This is a genomic window from Micromonospora peucetia (genome assembly GCF_900091625.1).
GTDB lineage: Bacteria > Actinomycetota > Actinomycetes > Mycobacteriales > Micromonosporaceae > Micromonospora > Micromonospora peucetia.
Genome location: NZ_FMIC01000002.1, coordinates 5,170,370 through 5,189,286 on the forward strand (window position 1 = coordinate 5,170,370; position 18,917 = coordinate 5,189,286).

Below are 18,917 nucleotides of genomic sequence, written 5' to 3' on the forward strand. Positions count from 1 at the left end.
ATCAGGCCAGCGGGGGGCTGAGGGGTGCGGGATCAGGTCCGGTCGCCGGACCGTGCTTGCCTCGTGTGCGCCCACGTCGGTGTGCGCCGCCCGAGCGTGTCCACACCACCGAAGCGGCGGCCCCATGGCGGGTGAGCTGAACGAGGCGGTCGTGGCGGCACAGGCCGGCGACGAGGATGCCTTCCGCTTCCTCTACCGCAGCCTCCAGCCGGGCCTGCTCCGATACCTGACCGCACTGGTCGGCGCGGACGCCGAGGACGTCGCCTCGGAGACCTGGCTGCAGATCTCCCGCGACCTGCCCACCTTCACCGGTGGAGAGTTCCGGGCGTGGACCGTCACCATCGCCCGCAACCGGGCCATGGACCACCTGCGTCGGCAACGCCGCCGCCCCTCGCTGCCCGTGCCGGTGCAGGCGCTCGCCGAACTGGCCGGTGACGCCGACACCGCCGAGCGGGCTGGGGAGATGATCAGCACCGAGGCGGCGCTGGCGCTGATCGCCACCCTGCCGCCCCGCGAGGCCGAGGCGGTCCTGCTCCGCGCGGTCGTCGGGCTGGACGCCGAGACCGCCGGGCGGGTGCTCGGCCGTCGGTCCGGTGCCGTACGCACCGCCGCCCACCGGGGGCTGCGCCGGCTCGCCGCCCTGATGGAACGCTACGACCCGGCCCGGCCGCCGGCCGTCCCCGAGGCCGCCCCGTCGCCCCGACCGCGCTCCGGTCGACGGCAGGCGCCGCACGCGGAGCCGGCGGACGGTTGACGTGAGGGGAATCAGCATGTTCTTCCGCCGGACCGGGTGGTCCGCCGACCGTGCCGCGTCCGACCGGCTTCTCGACCCGGCCCGAGCGGACGCGCAGGACACGCCGTACCGCGGGGAGCCTGAGCCGCTCGCCCGGCTGCTCTCGGCCGCCGCGGCCCCCGCCCGTCCTGGCGAACTGGCCGGGGAGGAGGAAGCCCTGGCCGCCTTCCGGGCGGCCCGCGCAGCGGGGCCCGCCGTCGAGCCCGCCCCGTCGCCGCGCCGCCGCCGGTTCACCGGCGCCGTGGCCTGGGGTGCGGGGATCGCGGTCACCGCGACGGCGGGCGCCGCCTTCGCGGCCGTCACCCTGGACCGTGCCGAGGACCCGGCCCCGCCGCCCCGCCCGGCCACCCCGGCACCGGCCACCACGGACCCGGACCGGGGCGGGTCGACCGGCGCCACCGGTGGCGGCCACCCCACCGGGACCCCGTCCCACCCTTCCGCCGCGACCTCGGGCGCACCCGCCCCCGGCACCGCGCCGGGGACGCCGGAGCAGCGCACCACACAACTGCGCGGTCTCTGCCGGGCGTACCTGGCCAAGAAGCCGGCGCAGCGGCAGAAGGCCTTGGACACCCCCGCGTTTGCCCATTTGGTGACCGCGGCGGGTGGCCGGGAACAGGTCGACGGCTTCTGCGGAAAGCTGGTGCCCGAGGCAGCGGCGAAGGAGTCGCCGAACAAGCCGCCGAAGAAGGGGGCGACGTCGCCGCCGGCCCCGGCTGACTGATCGCCCTGGTGTACGGACCGGGCCGGCTGGCCTGCTGTACGCGACCCGGGCCCGCTGGCCCCCGGTGCGGTCGACCCGGGCCGGCTGGCCCCGGTGCGGTAGGGCGTCGCCGGCTGATCTCTTCACGGTCGGCCCTGGCCGGCTAGTTTTTCCGGCCCGTTTCGGGTGGGCGGGGCCGCCTGTTTCCGCTGTCCGTTCCGGTCGGCAGCGCGAGATTCGTCTGCTAGACAGGAGTGGCTGGGGCCGCCGGCACCCCCGCCGATGACGGTGGGTGGCGTTACGGTGGCACAGACCGGAAGTCGGCCGGGAAGGGAGCCCGTCCTGTGGTGACGTCGCCGGAGCTCGACCGGAGCACCGTCCTGAAGGAGTCCGCCGCCGCCGAGGGGCACCTCGCGCGCATCTGTTTCAAGACCGGCCCACCGACCCGCACCGGCGTCGAACTCGAATGGACCGTGCACGACGCCGCCGACCCCGCCCGCCTGGTCGACGGCGAGCGGCTCCGGGCGGCCCTGGGGCGACACAGCCCCCACAGCCTCGACCGCGCGAGCCCCGCCGAACCGCTCCCGCACGGTGGCACCGTGACCGTGGAGCCCGGCGGGCAGCTGGAGATATCCACCGCGCCACGCTCCTCGCTCGCCACCCTCATCTACGCCACCGACGGCGACATCGCCGAACTGAGCGGCCTGCTCGACGCCGCCGGGCTGGTCCTCGGACGCAGCGGCATCGACCCGCACCGGCCGCCCCGCCCGGTGGTCGAAGGCCCTCGCTACCGCGCCATGCGCCACGTCTTCGACCGACGCGGCCCGGCCGGTCGGACGATGATGTACAGCACCGCCGGTCTCCAGGTCTGCCTGGACGCCGGGGAGCCGGAGCACCTTCCGGCCCGCTGGGCGGCGGTGCACGCGCTCGGGCCGCCCCTGCTGGCCGCGTTCGCCACGGCCGACCAGCACGCCGGGCGCAGCACCGGCTGGGCGTCCGCCCGGATGGCCGCCTGGTACGACATCGACCCGGCCCGCACCCGTCCCGTCTGGACGCCGGAGACCGACGTCGACCCGGTCACCGCCTGGACCGGGTACGTCCTCGCCGCGCCGCTGCTCTGCGTACGTGACGAAGGCCCCGACTGGACGCCGCCGCCGGGGATCACGTTCGCCGACTGGGTCGACGGGGCGTTGCCCCGCCCACCCACCACCGACGACCTCGACTACCACGTGAGCACCCTCTTTCCGCCGGTGCGGCCCCGGGGCTACCTGGAGCTGCGTTACCTCGACACGCAGCCCGGTCGGGGCTGGGTGGTCCCGCTGGCGGTGCTGGCCGCCCTGTTCGCCGATCCCGGGACGGTCCGTGCGGCCCGCGCCGTCGCCGGGCCGGTGGCGCACCGCTGGCATGCCGCTGCCCGGCACGGCCTGTGTGATCCGGCGCTGGCCGTCGCGGCGGCGGACCTGTTCGACCTGGCCCTCGCGGGACTGCCCGGGCTCGACCTGCCAGCGGCCCTGCACGAAGACATCGACCGAGGTCTACGGCGGCGACGGGACGCCGCGGGGAGGAGACACCGGTGACCGGAGCGACCACACAGCGGGTGGGTACGGAGCAGTTGCGCAGCCGGATCGCGGCGGAGTTGGCCCGCGCCCGCGCCCGCACCGCCCTGCTGACCGAGGCGGTCGACGAGGCCGACCTGATGCGACAGCACTCGCCGTTGATGTCCCCGCTGGTCTGGGACCTCGCCCACGTTGGCAACCAGGAGGAGCTCTGGTTGGTCCGGGACGTGGGCGGGCGCGAACCCGTCCGGCGGGACATCGACGACCTGTACGACGCGTTCAAGCAGCCCCGCCGGGACCGCCCGACGCTGCCGTTGCTGCCCCCGCAGGAGGCCCGCACCTATCTGCTCACCGTCCGGGACAAGGTGCTGGACCTGCTGGACCGGGTCGCGTTCACCGATCGACCGCTGGTCGCCGACGGCTTCGCCTTCGGCATGATCGTGCAGCACGAGCAGCAGCACGACGAGACGATGCTCGCCACCCACCAGCTCCGCGCCGGCCCGGCGGTGCTGCACGCCCCGCCGCCGCCGGAGCCGAGGGCCCGGGTCGACGCCGAGGTGCTGGTGCCGGCCGGTGAGTTCACCATGGGCACCGACACCGACCTGTGGGCGCTGGACAACGAGCGTCCCGCCCACCGGGTCCACCTGCCGGCGTACGTCATCGACGCCACGCCGGTGACCAACGGGCGCTACCGCGAGTTCGTCGCCGACGGCGGATACGACGACCCGCGCTGGTGGAGCCCGGCCGGCTGGCGGCACCGGCGGGAGGCGGGGCTGTCCGCGCCGCTGCACTGGCGACGCGACGGCGACGGCTGGGCCTGTCGGCGGTTCGGGCGGTGGGCGCCGGTACGCGACGACGAGCCGGTGGTGCACGTCTGCTTCCACGAGGCGCAGGCGTACGCCGCCTGGGCCGGCAGGCGGCTGCCGACCGAGGCGGAGTGGGAGAAGGCGGCCCGTTGGGACCCGGCCACCGGCCGTTCCCGTCGCTACCCCTGGGGCGACGACGACCCCACCGCCGAGCACGCCAACCTGGGCCAGCGGCACCTGTGGCCGGCCCCGGTGGGCGCCTACCCGGCCGGCGCCTCGCCGCTGGGCGTGCACCAGCTCATCGGCGACGTGTGGGAGTGGACCTCCAGCACGTTCCGGGGGCACCCCGGCTTCACCGCGTTCCCCTACCGCGAATACTCGGAGGTCTTCTTCGGCGACGAGCACCGGGTGCTGCGCGGCGGGTCGTTCGGCACCGACCGGGCCGCCTGCCGGGGCACCTTCCGCAACTGGGACTTCCCGATCCGGCGGCAGATCTTCAGCGGCTTCCGGTGCGCGCGCGACGCCCGGCCGGAGGAGTCGCAGCCGTGAGGACGGGCCCGCCCGGCGTCGGCCTGGCCGCCGACCGCAGCCCACCGGGCAGACCCATCGGGCCGGGCGGTGCCGGCTGATGTGCCGTCACCTGGCATACCTGGGGCCGCCGGTCACCCTGCGGGAGTTGCTGTTCGACCCGCCGTACTCCCTCGTGCGGCAGTCCTGGGCGCCGCGCGACATGCGCGGCGGCGGGACGATCAACGCCGACGGCTTCGGGGTCGGCTGGTATCCGGGCGACGGCGAACCGGTGCGCTACCGGCGGTCCCAGCCGATCTGGAGCGACCCGACCATCGCCCAGCTCGCCGGGGTCACCTCGGCCGGCGCGGTGTTGGCCGCCGTCCGCTCCGCCACGGTGGGGATGGCGGTGCTCGACGGGGCCGCCGCCCCGTTCGCCGAGGGGCGGTGGCTGTTCAGCCACAACGGGGTGGTCCGGGGCTGGCCCGACTCGATGGTCCCGCTCGCCGCCACCCTGCCCGTACGCGACCTGCTCACCCTCGACGCGACCACCGATTCGGCGCTGCTGTGGGCGTTGGTGCGGCACCGGTTGCGGGCCGGGGTGAAGCCGGCGCGGGCGATTGCCGAGACCGTGACGGCGGCGCTCGGGGCCGCCCCCGGTTCCCGGCTCAACCTGCTGCTCACCGACGGGTGCACCGTGGTGGCCAGCGTGGCCGGGCACGCGCTGTCGGTCCGCGCGACGCCGGCCTCGGTGTTGCTGGCGTCCGAGCCGCACGACGACGACCCCGGCTGGCAGCCGGTGCCGGACGGGCAGCTGGTGGAGGCCACCGCGACGGGGGTACGTGTCCGCGCCCTCGCCGAGGCATGACCGCCGGCAGACAGCGACGTTCGTTCCACCCGACGACGAAGGGGAAGACATGAGCGCGGAGCCGCTGGAGATCCACCTGGAGGAGCAGGACCTGGGCCGTGGCCTGCGGGAGGACGTCCGCGCCGGTTTGACGGCCGAGCCGAAGTGGCTGCCCCCCAAGTGGTTCTACGACGCCCGGGGCAGCGAGCTGTTCGAGGAGATCACCCGGCTGCCGGAGTACTACCCGACCCGGGCCGAACGCGCGGTGCTGGCCGAGCGGGCGGCCTCGATCGCCGAGCTGACCGGGGCGAAGACGCTGATCGAGCTCGGTTCGGGTTCGTCGGAGAAGACCCGGCTGCTGCTGGACGCGTTCACCCGCCGGGGTGGGCTCGGCACGTTCGTGCCGCTGGACGTGTCGGTCAGCGCGCTGCGGCAGTCCACCGCCGAGATCGCCGCCGACTATCCCGGGCTGCGGGTGCGTGGCATCGTGGGCGACTTCACCCGCCACCTGGACCGCCTGCCGACCGGCGGGCGCCGGCTGGTGCTCTTCCTCGGCGGCACCATCGGCAACCTCCTGCCGGCCGAGCGGGCGCGGTTCCTCGCCGCGATGCGGGCCGCGCTGGAGCCGGGGGACTGGCTGCTGCTCGGCACCGATCTGGTCAAGGACCCGGCGGTGGTCGTGCCGGCGTACGACGACGCGGCCGGGGTCACCGCCGAGTTCAACCGCAACGTGCTGCGGGTGGTCAACCGGGAGTTGGGCGCCGACTTCGACCCGCAGGGGTTCGCCCACGTCGCGCTCTGGGATCCGGAGCGGGAGTGGATCGAGATGCGGTTGCGGGCGCGGCGGGCGATGCGGGTCCGGGTGCTCGACCTGGCGGTCACCTTCGCCGAGGGCGAGGAGTTGCGCACGGAGGTGTCGGCGAAGTTCCGGCCCGAGGGGATCGCCACCGAACTCGGCGCGGCCCGCTTCGCCGCCGCCGACTTCTGGACCGACCCGGCCGGACTGTTCGGCGTCACCCTGGCCCGCGCCGAGTGACCGGCGGCCCTCGCCCCGGGTGAGCATCGCCACCCGCCTGGCCCGACCCGGTCGGTGATCGGTTAGGCTGGGCGGCGCGAAGGGGAGTAGCCCCCAATGTCGTGGTCGACACACTGGTGCGTTCCGCATCCGGCCACGCGGCCTCGTAATCCGAGGCGGGCGAGACCTTCGACCCAGGCTGTTGCAGCCGGGTCGAGGGCGCCCCATACCTCCTCCCGGCCTGATCCGGAAGGTTGTCATGGAAGGCTTCCTCGTCGCGCTGGTGGTCAGTTTCGGCGTCATCTTCGTCGCCGAGCTGGGGGACAAGTCCCAGCTGATGGCCCTGACCTTCGCCACCCGCTTCAAGACCGTACCGGTGCTGATCGGGATCACCGTCGCCACCGCCGTGGTGCACCTGGCCTCGGTGGCGATCGGCTACGGGCTCGGTGCCTCACTACCGACGGAATGGATATCGCTCGTCGGGGGCGTGGCGTTCCTCGGCTTCGGGGCGTGGACGCTACGCGGCGACACCCTCACCGAGGCGGAGAAGCGCAAGGCCGAGAAGACCAGCAAGTCCGCCATCGTCGCGGTGTCGGTCGCGTTCTTCCTGGCCGAGCTGGGCGACAAGACCATGCTCGCCACCATCACCCTCGCCACCCAGTACGGCTGGTTCGGCACCTGGCTCGGCTCGACGATCGGCATGGTGGCGGCGGACGCGCTCGCCATCCTGGTCGGGCGGATGCTCGGCAAGCGGCTGCCGGAAAAGACGATCAAGTACGGCGCCGCGGTGCTCTTCGCGATCTGCGGGCTCTGGCTGATCCTGGAGGCCGTCACGCAGCTCACCTGACGCCGACTACCCACCCGCTGGCCGGGTAACGCCAGCGGGTGGGTGTCGAGGAGGTCCTGCGCCACGGCTACCAGGTCCTGGTCACCGCGGTGGAGATCGCCGGCGCGGTGGTCATCTTTGTCGGAGCGGCGTGGGCGGCGCTGCGGTTCGTGGTCGAAGGGCTGCGGCACCGCAGCGCCGCCGTGTTCACCCCGATCCGGCTCTCCCTGGGCCGGTTCCTCACCCTCGGGTTGGAGTTCCAGCTGGCGGCGGACATCCTGCGTACGGCGGTCTCGCCGACCTTCGCCCAGATCGGCCAGCTGGCGGCCATCGCCACCATCCGGACCGCGTTGAACTTCTTCCTGGGTCGGGAGATCCGCCAGGAGCAGCGGCAGGTCCAGGCGGCGGAGCGCGGCGGGTGATCCGTGCCCTGGTCACCGCCACCACCGCCTTCGCCGCCCTGGCCGGGCTGGCGGTGCTGCTCGGCACGGGCTCCTGGCGGTGGGCGATGCGGGTGCTGCTGGATCTGCTCACCGCCGCGGGCCTGCTGCGGCTGGCCGGCGACCAGGGCTGGACGGACCTGGCCGCGGCGGCGGCGATCGTCCTGCTGCGCCGGCTGCTCTGGGCCGCGCTCACCGCCGGCGGGCCGCCCGGGCCAGGCCAGAACCCGCCGTCGCGGCCCCGGACGCGCCCGTCCGGGCCCGGATGATCCGACGGCTGTCCGCCCGGTCAGGCCTCTCCGCGCTGGCCGGACGGACCGTCCGCCCGGTCAGCCCGCTGTGCGCTGACCGGCCCGAACCGTCCGCCCGGTCAGCTCTCCCCGCGCTGGTAGACGTCCGGCACGCCGTCGCGGTCGGCGTCCACCCGTTCCGCCTCGGCGATCCGCCGGTAGGCGGCGTTGCGCCGGACCAGCACGACCGTGGCGAGCAGCGCGGAGATCACCGAGCCGGCCAGCACGGCCGCCTTGACGTTGTCGTCGGCGGCGCTGCCGGGGCCGAACGCGAGTTCGCCGATGAGCAGGGAGACGGTGAACCCGATTCCGGCGAGCAGCGCCACCCCGAGCAGGTCGGACCAGGTGATGTCCTCGTCGAGCCGGGCCCGGGTGAACCGGGCGAGCAGGAGGGTCGAGCCGAAGATCCCGACGGCCTTGCCGAGCACCAGGCCCGCGACGACGCCGATCACGATCGGGTCGGTGACGATCGCGCCCAGGTCTGCGCCGCGCAGCGAGACGCCGGCCGCGAAGAACGCGAATACGGGCACGGCGAACCCGGCGGAGATCGGCCGCCAGCGGTGCTCGAGGTGTTCGGCGAGCCCGTGCCCGGCACTGCCCCTGCCCCGGAGGACGGGCACGGTGAAGCCCAGCAGGACGCCCGCCACGGTGGCGTGCACCCCGGAGGCGTGCATGAGGGCCCACGCGGTCGCCGCCAGCGGGATCAGGGCCCACCACCAGGTTTTGCGCCGCTGTGCGAGCAGGCCGAAGACGGCGATCGGGGCGAGGGAGGCGAGCAACGGCAGGGGGCTGAAGTCGTCGGTGTAGAAGATCGCGATGATGGTGATGGCGAGCAGGTCGTCGACCACCGCGAGGGTGAGCAGGAAGGCCCGCAGGCCCTGCGGCAGGTGGGAGCCGATGACGGCCAGCACAGCCAGGGCGAAGGCGATGTCCGTCGCGGTGGGGATGGCCCACCCCCGTAGCCCGTCGCCGCCGGCGGTGAGGTTGACCGCGACGTAGATCAGGGCGGGCGCCGCCATGCCGCCGATCGCCGCGACCACCGGTAGCGCTGCCCGGCGCGGGTCGCGCAGCTCGCCGGCGACGAACTCGCGCTTGAGCTCCAGCCCGACGACGAAGAAGAAGATCGCCAGCAGGCCGTCGCCGGCCCAGGCGGCCAGGTCCAGGTCCAGGTGCAGGCCCGCCCCGCCCGGCCAGGGCACCCACGCCCCGAGGGCGGTGTAGGCGGACTCCCAGGGCGAGTTGGCCCAGATCAGCGCGATCACCGCGCCGAGCAGCAGGAGACCGCCGCCGACGGTCTCGGTGCGCAGCACGTCGGCCAGGAACCGGGCCTCCGGCCAGGACGTACGCGAGAAGAACCGCCGGGGCGAGCGGGAGTGGTCGGTGTGCGGGGTGCGGGGCGTCATGCGCGGGGTCACCTCGGGTCTCGGGCAGCACAGGTCGACGCCGACCAGGCTTCCCGGCACACCGTCCCCGACCCTATCCAGCAGCGCCGTGACCGGCGAGCCGGGACGGGTGATTGCCGGCGATGTCACCTCCGGTCGGGCTCACCCCGCCACCCCGGACGGCGTACGCCCGTTTGTCCGGTGGTGGGTCGGGCGCAGATGTCAAGGGGTGAAAGTACGTAACTCGGGACATAGGGCGTATGAGTCGCTTTAATGGTTTCACGAGATTAAGTCGACCTTGGGGGTTTTCGTGAAGTTCTTTGGCGTTACCGGCCTGGTACGGAGGCGCGCCTGATGGACCTGTACCGCCAACTCCGCCTCGTGCGCCGGCACTGGTGGATCGTGCTCCTCACGGTCATGGTCGCGCTCGGCGTCACCGCCCTCGTCACCGTCCGGGCACAGCCCCGGTACGTCGCGTCGGTGACTTTCTTCGTCACCACGCCCAGCCAGGGCGTCACGGACGCCTATCAGGGCGGCCTCTTCCTCCAACAGCGCGTCAAGTCCTATGCCGAGCTGCTGACCAGCGACCGCCTCGCGCAGAGCGTGGTCGCCGAGAACCCGGTCGGCCTCACCGCCGAGGAGATCCAGCGTCGGGTCAGCACCTCCACCGAGACCGGCACCGTGCTGCTACGCGCGTCGGTGACCGACACGGACCAGAACCGCGCCCTGAAGGTCACCGAACTGCTCTCCACGAAATTCGTCGAGCTGGTGCAGAAGGTGGAGACGACCCAGGACGGCAAGGCCGGCCCGATCAGGATCGAGGTGGTCAGCGGGCCCCGGGTCACCCCGACGCCCGTGTCGCCGCAGCCGGTGCGCAACTTCGCCGTCGGGACGCTGCTCGGTCTGCTCGCCGGCGTGGGGCTGGCGATCCTGCGCGGCGTCGCCGACGTCCGCCTGCGCGACGCCGCAGGCCTCCGGCGCACCACCGGCAGTCCGCTGCTCGGCGAGATCCCCTTCGAGAGCACGGCGAAGTCGGAGCCGTTGATCATCGGCGAGGCGGCGAACTCCGCCCGCGCCGAGGCGGTCCGCAAGCTGCGCACCAACCTGCGCTTCGTGGACGTGCACGAGCCCGCCCGGGTGATCGCGGTGACCAGCGCCCTGCAGGGCGAGGGCAAGACCACGCTCTCCTGCAACCTGGCGATCGCCCTGGCCGAGGCCGGCTGGCGGGTGCTGCTGGTCGACGCCGACCTGCGCCGGCCGAAGGTCGCCGACTATCTGGGCCTCGACGCCGGCATCGGGCTCACCGACGTACTGGTCGGCGACGTACAGGTCGGCGACGTGGTGCAGCGCTGGGGCGACAAGTCCCTGCTGGTGCTCCCGAGCGGCTCGGCGCCGCCCAACCCCAGCGAGCTGCTCGGCTCCAAGGCGATGGCGGACCTGCTGCTCGCCCTGCGGGAGTCGGCGGACATCGTCATCATCGACACCGCCCCGCTGCTGGCCGTGACCGACGGCGTGGTGGTGGCCGTGCAGGCCGACGGTGCGCTCCTGGTCTCCCAGCAGGGCCGCACCTCGCGCAGCCAGGTGGCCCAGGCCGCCCGCGCCCTGAACTCGGTCTCCGTCCGACTGCTCGGCTGCGTGCTGAACATGGCCAAGGTGGCCAAGGCGGAGGCGTACCAGTACGAGGCCTACCGGGTGGTCGCCGCGACCGCGACTCCGGACGTGCCGGCCGACCGGGCCCCGGCCGCCCGGCACGCGGAGCGGATCGATGACGTCGTCAGCGACCGTACGCAGGAACTCACCCGGCTGTCCCGATGAGCGCCGCGAGGGGTCGCATCGAACGTTCGATCTCCTCCGCGCAGCGTCGGAAGTCGGCGGACGTCCCGCCGATCGGGTCCCGCAGATCGTCCGCGTCCCCGGTGGCGGGTTGCAGCCGCCCCGGGCGCGGGCGGCGGCCTCGACCGCGGCCCGCAGGGGCCCGTCGGCGGGATCCGTCGTCGGGCCGGCGGCTGCGGCCAACCGGCCGAACTGGCGCAGGGTGAACATCCGGTGCAGCGCGGCCGGCGCGAGCGCGGTGCACACCGAGCGTTGGCGCCGCGTCGCCGTCAGCACCAGCGTCGCCCCGACCAGGTGTTCCGGACGCAACCTGCGGCAGCGGAAGTCGGCGGGGTCCCCGCCGGCCCCCGCGGCCAACTCCGCCGCGTACGGGTGCATCGGCAGGCCGTCGACGGCGTCCGTGCCCGCGCTGGCGACCGTCACCGCACGCCCGGCCAGCAGACGGCGGGCGATGTACTCGGCCATCGGTGAGCGGCACAGGTTGGCGTGGCAGACGAACAACACCCGGTCGACCATGCGGACCCCTCTCGTCGGTGCCGTCGCGGACGGTGGCGCCGCGCCGGCCGCCGGCCGTCGGTGCCGGCCGGGCATGGAGGGGATGTCGGCATCGTACGCGGGCCGAACGCGTCCACGACACGGTGCCGCGCCGATCCGTCCCGTCGGGACGGAGGCGGGTCGGTGAGGATCGGGATCCTGTCGTACCACTTCCCGCCCGAGCCGGCGTTCATCCCGGGCAGCCTCGCCGAGGAACTCGTCGGCCGGGGGCACGAGGTGAAGGTGCTGACCGGCTTCCCCGACTATCCCGGCGGCCATGTCTATCCGGGCTGGCGGCAGCGCTGGCGGTACGAGACCCGCAGCGAGCGGCTGACCGTCCGGCGGGTGCCGCGCTACTCCGCAGGCGAGGGGTCGGTCCGCAGCCGGATGGCCGGGCACCTGTCGTTCGCCGGCAGCGCGACGCTGACCGGGCGGTCGTTCCTGGCCGACGTCGACGCCCTCTACGTCCACCTGCCGCCGGCGAACGCGTTCGCCGCGGCGGGCCTGCTCCGCGTGCTGGGCCGGGTGCCGACCGTCGTGCACGTGCAGGACGTCTGGGCGGAGGACGAGCCGGTCGGGGCCGAGAACGGGCGGTGGGCCGGACGGGTCACCGCCGCGATGGCACGTGCCTACCGGGTCGCCGACGGGATCGCGGTCGCCGCGCCGTCGCTACGTGAGCGGGTCGTCGCCGCTGGCGCCGACCCGGCCCGGGTGCGGGTGGTGCTCAACTGGACCGACGAGCGGATCTTCCATCCCGCCCGGCCCAGCCGCGCGGCCCACCGGCTGGTCCGGCGCGACGAGCGCTGCGTGGTGATGTACGCCGGCACCATCGGCGCCCGGCAGGGCCTGGAAACGGCGGTACGGGCAGCGGCGGCGCTGGACCACACGGTGGACCTCGTACTGGTGGGCTCGGGTGCGGACGAGCGGCGGGTGCGGGGGCTCGCCGCCGAACTGCGCACCGAGAACGTGCGCTTCGTCGAGCGGCGGTCCCCACTGGACATGCCGGACCTGTACGCCGCCGCCGACTACCAGCTCGTCATGCTGCGGGATCTGCCCGAGCTGCGCAGCACCCTGCCGGCGAAGCTCCAGGCGGCGTTCTCCTGCGCCGTACCCGTGGTGGCCTCCGCCGGCGGCGACACCGCCGAGATGGTGGAGCGGGCGCGGGCGGGGCTCTCCTGCCCGCCGGAGGACTGGGCGAGCCTGGCCGACCGGTTCTGGCTGGCCGCCACCATTCCGCCGGCCGCCCGGGCCGACATGGGCCGGCGCGGCCGGGAGGCGTACCTGCGGGAGATGTCGATGTCGGCGGGCGTGGACCGGATCGAACGGCTGCTGCACGAGGCGGCCGGCGTCCGGTGAGCCGCGAGTGAGCCTCGCATTCGGGGCAACTGCGTCATCTCCAGGGGAAAACGATCGTTAGCAGTGCGGAACGGCAACGGAATGAGGTCCGCCGTCCGTTTCCAGGAAGGACGTGTGGTGTGACGGAGAGCGCGAGACGGCGTCGACGGCGTGGTCGTTCCCGCCGGCGACGGCAGCTGCGCCGGGCCCTGCTCGCCACCCTCGTGGTGGGTTCGCTGCTGCTGCTGACCGGCGGCTGGGTGGGCTTCCGGGGCTGGCAGGCCCGCGCCCACCTGCTCAACGCCGCCGGCCTGGCCCGGGAGCTCAGCGCCCAGGTGGTCGGCGGCGACACCGCCAGGGCGCAGCGCACCCTGGCCGCGCTCCAGGAGCAGGCCGGCAGCGCCCGGGCGGCGACCGGCGATCCCGGCTGGTGGGTCGGCCGGCACACCCCGTACGCGGGGGACAACCTGGCAGCCGTCCGGCAGATCTCGGTGGCGATCGACGACCTGGCCCGGCGGGCCTTCCCGCCGCTGCTACGCGCCGACCTGACCAGCCTGGTGCCCACGGGCGGGCGGCTGGACGTGGCCCGGCTGCGGACGCTGTCGTCCGAGCTGACGACGGTCAACGCCACGGTGCAGGGCACCCGGGACAGCCTCGCGACGGTACCCACCGACGGTCTGGCCGGGCAGGTCCGGCAGGCGCTCGCCGACCTGCGGGGCGAGATCGGCCGGCTGGCCGGCCTGACCGCCGCCGCGGACCAGGCCAGCCGGCTGCTTCCGTCGCTGCTGGGCGCCGACGGCCCCCGGACCTACCTGGTGGTCTCCCAGAACCCCGCCGAGCTGCGCGCCACCGGCGGCATGATCGGCGCGTACGCCGCCATCCACGCGGCCGACGGTCGGGTCCGGATGGGACGGCAGGGGACCAGCAGCGCGCTGGGCCGGTTCCAGCCGCCGCTGAAGGTGCCCGCGCAGGTGCGCGCCCTCTGGGCCGACCTGCCCGGGATCTATCCGGCGGACGTCAACCTCACTCCGCACTTCCCGACCGCCGCCGCTCTCTACCGGGAGATGTTCCGGCGGCGTACGGGAACCACCGTGGACGGTGTGCTCGCCGTCGACCCGGTGGTGCTGTCGTACCTGCTGAAGGCCACCGGTCCGGTGATGGTGCCCGGCGGCGTGCCGCTGGCCGCCGAGAAGGTCGTGCAGACGGTGCTCAGCGACAGCTACCAGCGGATGGACAACGCGAAGCAGGACGCCTTCTTCGCCGCCTCCGCCGCCGCCGTGTTCGACGCACTGGTCACGAAGAATGTAGACCCGAAGGCCCTGTTGTCCGCATTTGACCGTGCTGTCACTGAACGCCGGATATTGTTCTGGAGTGCCCGAACCGAGGAACAACGGACGATCGGCGAGAGCCGGATGGCCGGGGTGCTTCCGGAAAAGGACAGCGTGCCGACGGTCGGGGTGTTCCTCAACGACGGCAGCGGCGCGAAGCTCGGCTACTACCTCCGGCCCTCGGCGACCCTGGCGGTCGGCGACTGCCGGCCTGACGGGCGCCGGGAGCTCCGGCTCCGGGTCATCCTGCGCTCGACGGCGCCGAAGTCGGGTCTCAGCGAGTCGGTCCTCGGCCTCGGTCTGGCCGGCGACCCGTACACCGTCCGCACGTTGGTGTCGGTGCACAGCCCGGCCGGCGGGGCGGTGCTCACCGCCCGCCTGGACGGCGCCGAGACGGCGGTGGGCAGCGGCACCGAGCGGCGCCGTCAGGTGACCACCGCGAACGCCGAGGTCGGCCCGGGGGCCTCCCGCACCTTGGAGGTCACCGTGCTGACGGCGACCACCGGGGTCGGCACCGCCGAATTGTGGCTGACCCCCACCGCCACCCCATGGACCACCCAAGTTGTTTCCGCACCAAGCTGTGACCAGTAGGAGGGAACCAATCATGCGGCTATCCCGCATCATCATGGCGCTCACGGTCGGCCTGGCCGTGCTGGCCGCGCCGACCGCAGCGGGGGCGGCGCAACCGCAGCCGACGCCCGGGACCGGTACGCCCCAACCACCGCCCTACGCGCCGGGGCCCGCGACCCTCGCGGTGAGCCCGCCGACCGTCGTGGTCGGCCAGACCGCCACCCTGATCGGCAGCGACTGGACGCCGGGCGGGACGGTTACCATCACCGTCAGCACGTCGCCGCTCGCCGCCGCCGTACCGGGCGCCGACCAGGCACGCCGCAGCAACGGCGAGACGGTCGCGATGGCGCCGGTCTCGTTCCAGCGGGCCCCGCAGCCGAACCCGACGCGCTGGGAGGTCGTGGCCGACGGCGACGGCGAGCACCGCTCGACCTACACGCCGCGTGAGCCCGGCACGTACACCTTCCGGGCCGTCGGCGAGACGCCGGACCAGGTGGCGACCGCGACGCTGACCGTGCTCAAGAAGCACCAGGCGCCGCTGCCCGTCACGGGTGACAGCATGAGCACCCCGTTGAAGTTCGGCGGCGGCCTCGTCGGTGCCGGTGCGGTGCTCCTGCTGCTGTCGCTGGTCTGGCGCAAGCGCCACCGCTTCGGGGTCGGAGCCGCGCGCTGACGGTGAACCCCCTCCGGGCAGGGCCCGGAAACCGCGAAACAGTTGGCGCCCGTCGGACGTGTCCGACGGGCGCCAACTCGTCCCGGTTGCCCGCCGCACCCGGCCGTGCTCGTCGGGGGTGGAGCGACGTGGGCCGGCAGACCGACTGCCTGACCGGGAGCCGGCCGAGCACCTCTCGGCCGGCCGGCGGTGACATGGCACCATGACGGTGTCCTCCGCCGCCGGGGGGCCGGGACACGACATCGATGGAGTCGGGATGACAGGACTGGCCGGCGCGCCGGTGCCGGGGCTGGCGCCGCTGTGGACGCACGACCCGGTGGCCGCCGGTCCCTACCGGCTGGTCGGCCGGCTGGGCGCGGGCGGCCAGGGCGTGGTCTATCTCGGCGAGGACGACCAGGGCCACCAGGTGGCGGTCAAGATGATCAACATGGACCTGAGCGACGCCCGGGCCCGGTCGCAGTTCATGAAGGAGATCGCAGCGGCGCGCCGCGTCGTTCCGTTCTGTACGGCGCAGGTGCTCTTCGCCGATGTGGACGGCGAGCGGCCCTATGTGGTCAGCGAGTTCATCGAGGGCCCCACCCTCTACCGGCACGTCCGCGAGCACGGCCCGGTCGCCGGCAACGCGCTGCACCGGCTGGCCGTCGGCACCGCCACCGCACTCGCCGCGATCCACCGTTCGGACGTCGTGCACTGCGATCTGAAACCGGACAACGTGGTGCTCGGCCGGGACGGCCCCCGGGTGATCGACTTTGGCATCGCCCGTGCCATCGGCGTCACCGAGACGGTGACCAGCCGGGTGATGGGGACCACCGCCTACATGGCCCCGGAGCGGTTCCGCAACGATTCGGTCGGGCCACCCTGCGACGTCTTCGCCTGGGCCGCCACGATCGCGTTCGCCGCCGGTGGCCGGCCACCGTTCGGCAGTGACTCACTCTTCGCGGTGATGCACCGGGTGTTGAACGACCCGCCCGACCTGCCCCCGCTTCCCCCCGGCCTGGACGAGCTGATCCGGCAGTGTTTGGCCAAGGATCCGGCGGACCGGCCGGAGGCCGAGCACGCGCTGATGCGGCTGCTCGGGCAGGACGTCGGGGCGACCGGTCCGCTCCGCCGGGAGACCGTGCTCCAGTTGGGTAACGAGACCGCCGGCGCGCCGACGCCGAACCAGCCGTTGCCGTTGCCCCGTCCCGCTCCGCCGAAAGCCCGCAGACAGCGCCGAAAGCCCGCAGACAGCGCCGAAAGCCCCGCAGACAGCGCCGGAAGCCCCGCCGGCAGCACCGACAGCCCTGACAGCGCCGGAAGCCCCGGCGGCCCTGGCGACACCGTCGCTGTACGGGCCTGTGACACCCGCGCCCGATACTGCCGTCGTGCCGTCCGCCCCGGCGGGCGAGGGCTGGGGGCGGCGGCTCGGCCGTGAGTCGGTCGACGCCGGAGGCATCTCGATCGCGATCTTCCTCGGCTCGGTCGGCGCCGCTGCCGGCTACGTCGCGTCGAGCGCGGCGGACGTGGCCGCGGCGACCGGGGCGATCACGTTCATCGTGGTCTACCTGGTCCGACTGCTGCTCGCGTCGGCATTCGGCGACCGGTCCGACCACCCCTGACCCGGGAGCGCCGGGCCCGGCGCCGCCGGTGGCACCGCACAGATAGGTTGACTGCCATCAGTTGACCGCCGAGGAGGACGTCCACATGGCTCCAGTCCCGTCGAGCACGCGACAGTGGTTGCCGTACACCGCCGCCGTCACCGCGGGGCTGCTGGTCATCGCCGGCACGTTCGTGTTCGTCCGGCAGCGGGACGCGGGCGCCGACCGGCCCCGCGCCGACTGTGCCACCAGGCTGGACGTCAACTCCTCGACCGAGAAGGCGGCGCTGCTGGTCGAGCTGGCCGAGCGGTACAACAGCGGCGACCGGTCGCTCGACGGCGGCGGCTGTGCCCAGGTGCACGTCAGCGCCCTGAACTCGGGCCAGGCCGCCGAGACGCTGGCCGCCGGCTGGAGCGGCACCGGCCTGCCGGAGCCGCAGGTCTGGCTGCCGACGTCGAGCCTGTGGACCGGTCAGCTCCAGTTGCTCGACCAGGCCGCCGGGCGGCCGCCGCAGACCCCGGGCCAGTACCCGTCGATCGCCAACAGCCCGTTGGTCATCGCGATGCCGCAGCCCAAGGGCGAGCTGGTACGCCAGAAGGGGCCGCTGGGCTGGGGGCAGATCCTCGGCCTCTCCGGGCGGACGGGCTGGACGGCGTTCGGCAAGCCGGAGTGGGGCCGCTTCACCTTCGGCAAGGACAACCCGAACCTCTCCACCTCCGGTCTGGCGGCGACCATCGCCACCTACTACGCCGCGGCGAACCGCTCCAGCGACCTGACCCGCTCCGACCTGGCGGACCCGAAGGTGACCCAGTTCGTCCGGCGGATCGAGGCCAACGTGTCGCACTACAGCGACGACTCGGTGGAGCTGCTGCGTGACCTCGCCGAGGCCGACCTGGCCGGCGGTGGCGCCAGCACGGGCGACATGAGCGCCATCGTCATGCAGGAGGAACTGGTCCACCTCTACAACGAGGGCGGACTGAGCCCGCGTCAGGAGGGCCAGGATCGGGGCTCCCGGCCCAAGGTCCCGCTGGTCGCCGTCCACCCGAAGGAGGGCACCTTCAACCTGGACCACCCGTTCGTGGTGCTTCCCTCCGCCGACGAGCGGCAGCGTGCGGCGGCGGACGACTTCCTGAAGTTCCTGACCGAGGACGCCCAGCAGGCGAGCTTCGCCCGTCTCGGCTTCCGGGACCACAAACGCGGGGCCTCGGCGGAGCTGCTCGCCAGCGTCGGCACCGAGCCCACCGGCGGGCTCGACTACTTCGCGCCGCCGAATCCGGCAGTGGTCAAGGCGATGCTGGGCGGCTGGAGCACGCTGCGCAAGAAGGCCAACATCCTGATCGCGCTGGACACCTCCGGGTCGATGGAGGCCCCGATCGGCGACAGCACCCGCTTCCAGGTCGCCGCCGCGGCGGCGACCAAGGGGCTCAAGCTGCTCAACTCCGAGGACCGGGTCGGCCTCTGGTCGTTCTCCTCCGAGACGAAGAAGCGGCTCAAGAGCCCGTATCAGGAGGAGGTCCGGCTCGGCGACTTCGACCAGAATCGGATCAACAGCCGGATCGCCGGTCTGCACGTCGCGGGGGAAACCGCGCTCTACGCGACGATCCGGGCCGCCCACCGGCAGCTGCTCGACCGGTACGACCCGGACCGGATCAATGCCGTCGTCGTGCTGACCGACGGCAAGAACGAGTACCCCCGGGACAACGACCTGGCCCGGCTGCTCGCCGACGTCACCCTGGATCCGGACCGTCCGGTCAAGGTCTTCTGCATCGCCTTCGACGGTGAGTCGGACTTCGCCACGCTGGACCGGATCGCCAAGGCATCGTCGGGCAAGGCGTTCGACGCCAGGAATCCTGCCATGATCGACGAGGCCTTCGTGAAGCTGGTCAGCAGCTTCTGAGCCGCCGG

At 73.6% G+C, this 18,917-nt stretch carries 17 protein-coding genes and 1 pseudogene; 16 read left to right on the forward strand and 2 right to left on the reverse strand.

Annotated elements, in window-relative coordinates; all coding sequences use genetic code 11:
- Positions 1-124: 124 nt before the first annotated feature.
- The 9 genes from GA0070608_RS23405 to GA0070608_RS23445 all read left to right on the forward strand — a co-directional run bounded on the left by GA0070608_RS23405 (position 125) and on the right by GA0070608_RS23445 (position 7,759).
- On the forward strand, positions 125-754 hold the full coding sequence (locus GA0070608_RS23405; protein ID WP_091630651.1) for an RNA polymerase sigma factor: 630 nt from the start codon (positions 125-127) through the stop codon (positions 752-754).
- 16 nt (positions 755-770) lie between these two features.
- Entirely contained in the window at positions 771-1,514 is a 744-nt protein-coding gene (locus GA0070608_RS23410; RefSeq protein WP_091630652.1) for a hypothetical protein, read from the forward strand.
- A 323-nt stretch (positions 1,515-1,837) separates the two neighbouring features.
- The gene (gene egtA, locus GA0070608_RS23415; protein WP_091630653.1) at positions 1,838-3,070 is read left to right on the forward strand and encodes an ergothioneine biosynthesis glutamate--cysteine ligase EgtA; all 1,233 of its coding nucleotides are present in this window, start codon (positions 1,838-1,840) and stop codon (positions 3,068-3,070) included.
- The gene (egtB, locus tag GA0070608_RS23420) at positions 3,067-4,404 is read left to right on the forward strand and encodes an ergothioneine biosynthesis protein EgtB (RefSeq protein WP_176733810.1); all 1,338 of its coding nucleotides are present in this window, start codon (positions 3,067-3,069) and stop codon (positions 4,402-4,404) included. The genes egtA and egtB overlap by 4 nt, the downstream gene beginning before the upstream one ends.
- Before the next feature lie 79 nt (positions 4,405-4,483).
- Positions 4,484-5,230, forward strand: a complete 747-nt coding sequence (gene egtC, locus GA0070608_RS23425) for an ergothioneine biosynthesis protein EgtC (RefSeq protein WP_091630654.1) — start codon at positions 4,484-4,486, stop codon at positions 5,228-5,230.
- 49 nt (positions 5,231-5,279) lie between these two features.
- Positions 5,280-6,245 (forward strand): L-histidine N(alpha)-methyltransferase, encoded by a 966-nt coding sequence (gene egtD / locus GA0070608_RS23430; RefSeq protein WP_091630655.1) that lies wholly within the window; start codon positions 5,280-5,282, stop codon positions 6,243-6,245.
- Between the two features lie 238 nt (positions 6,246-6,483).
- Positions 6,484-7,071, forward strand: coding sequence for a TMEM165/GDT1 family protein (locus GA0070608_RS23435; protein ID WP_091630656.1), 588 nt, complete (start codon positions 6,484-6,486; stop codon positions 7,069-7,071).
- 38 nt (positions 7,072-7,109) lie between these two features.
- Positions 7,110-7,472, forward strand: a complete 363-nt coding sequence (locus GA0070608_RS23440) for a DUF1622 domain-containing protein (RefSeq protein ID WP_091630657.1) — start codon at positions 7,110-7,112, stop codon at positions 7,470-7,472.
- Entirely contained in the window at positions 7,469-7,759 is a 291-nt protein-coding gene (locus GA0070608_RS23445) for a hypothetical protein (protein ID WP_176733811.1), read from the forward strand. Before GA0070608_RS23440 ends, GA0070608_RS23445 begins: the two co-directional genes overlap by 4 nt.
- A gap of 101 nt (positions 7,760-7,860) precedes the next feature.
- On the opposite strand, the gene nhaA is transcribed toward GA0070608_RS23445, so the two are convergent.
- Positions 7,861-9,183 carry a Na+/H+ antiporter NhaA gene (gene nhaA / locus GA0070608_RS23450; protein ID WP_091630658.1) on the reverse strand — a complete coding sequence of 441 codons (1,323 nt, stop codon included), beginning with the start codon at positions 9,181-9,183 and terminating at the stop codon, positions 7,861-7,863.
- 333 nt (positions 9,184-9,516) lie between these two features.
- On the opposite strand from nhaA, the gene GA0070608_RS23455 reads away from it, so the two are divergent.
- Positions 9,517-10,977, forward strand: coding sequence for a tyrosine-protein kinase domain-containing protein (locus tag GA0070608_RS23455; protein WP_091630659.1), 1,461 nt, complete (start codon positions 9,517-9,519; stop codon positions 10,975-10,977).
- A 228-nt stretch (positions 10,978-11,205) separates the two neighbouring features.
- Here the strand turns inward: GA0070608_RS23455 and GA0070608_RS33615 are convergent.
- A pseudogene (locus tag GA0070608_RS33615) lies at positions 11,206-11,586 on the reverse strand (arsenate reductase/protein-tyrosine-phosphatase family protein); the annotation flags it as partial.
- Positions 11,587-11,673: 87 nt separating this feature from the next.
- Between GA0070608_RS33615 and GA0070608_RS23465 the strand changes: the two are divergent.
- The 6 genes from GA0070608_RS23465 to GA0070608_RS23490 all read left to right on the forward strand — a co-directional run bounded on the left by GA0070608_RS23465 (position 11,674) and on the right by GA0070608_RS23490 (position 18,909).
- Positions 11,674-12,885, forward strand: a complete 1,212-nt coding sequence (locus GA0070608_RS23465) for a glycosyltransferase family 4 protein (RefSeq protein ID WP_091630660.1) — start codon at positions 11,674-11,676, stop codon at positions 12,883-12,885.
- 119 nt (positions 12,886-13,004) lie between these two features.
- Positions 13,005-14,783: a DUF4012 domain-containing protein gene (locus GA0070608_RS23470; RefSeq protein ID WP_091630661.1), complete on the forward strand. Its 1,779-nt coding sequence runs from the start codon at positions 13,005-13,007 to the stop codon at positions 14,781-14,783.
- A gap of 13 nt (positions 14,784-14,796) precedes the next feature.
- Entirely contained in the window at positions 14,797-15,435 is a 639-nt protein-coding gene (locus tag GA0070608_RS23475) for a hypothetical protein (protein ID WP_091630662.1), read from the forward strand.
- A 256-nt stretch (positions 15,436-15,691) separates the two neighbouring features.
- Positions 15,692-16,849 carry a serine/threonine-protein kinase gene (locus GA0070608_RS23480; protein ID WP_176733812.1) on the forward strand — a complete coding sequence of 386 codons (1,158 nt, stop codon included), beginning with the start codon at positions 15,692-15,694 and terminating at the stop codon, positions 16,847-16,849.
- On the forward strand, positions 16,800-17,033 hold the full coding sequence (locus GA0070608_RS23485; RefSeq protein WP_091630664.1) for a hypothetical protein: 234 nt from the start codon (positions 16,800-16,802) through the stop codon (positions 17,031-17,033). The genes GA0070608_RS23480 and GA0070608_RS23485 overlap by 50 nt, the downstream gene beginning before the upstream one ends.
- Positions 17,034-17,118: 85 nt before the next feature.
- Entirely contained in the window at positions 17,119-18,909 is a 1,791-nt protein-coding gene (locus tag GA0070608_RS23490; RefSeq protein ID WP_091635933.1) for a vWA domain-containing protein, read from the forward strand.
- Positions 18,910-18,917: the final 8 nt, after the last annotated feature.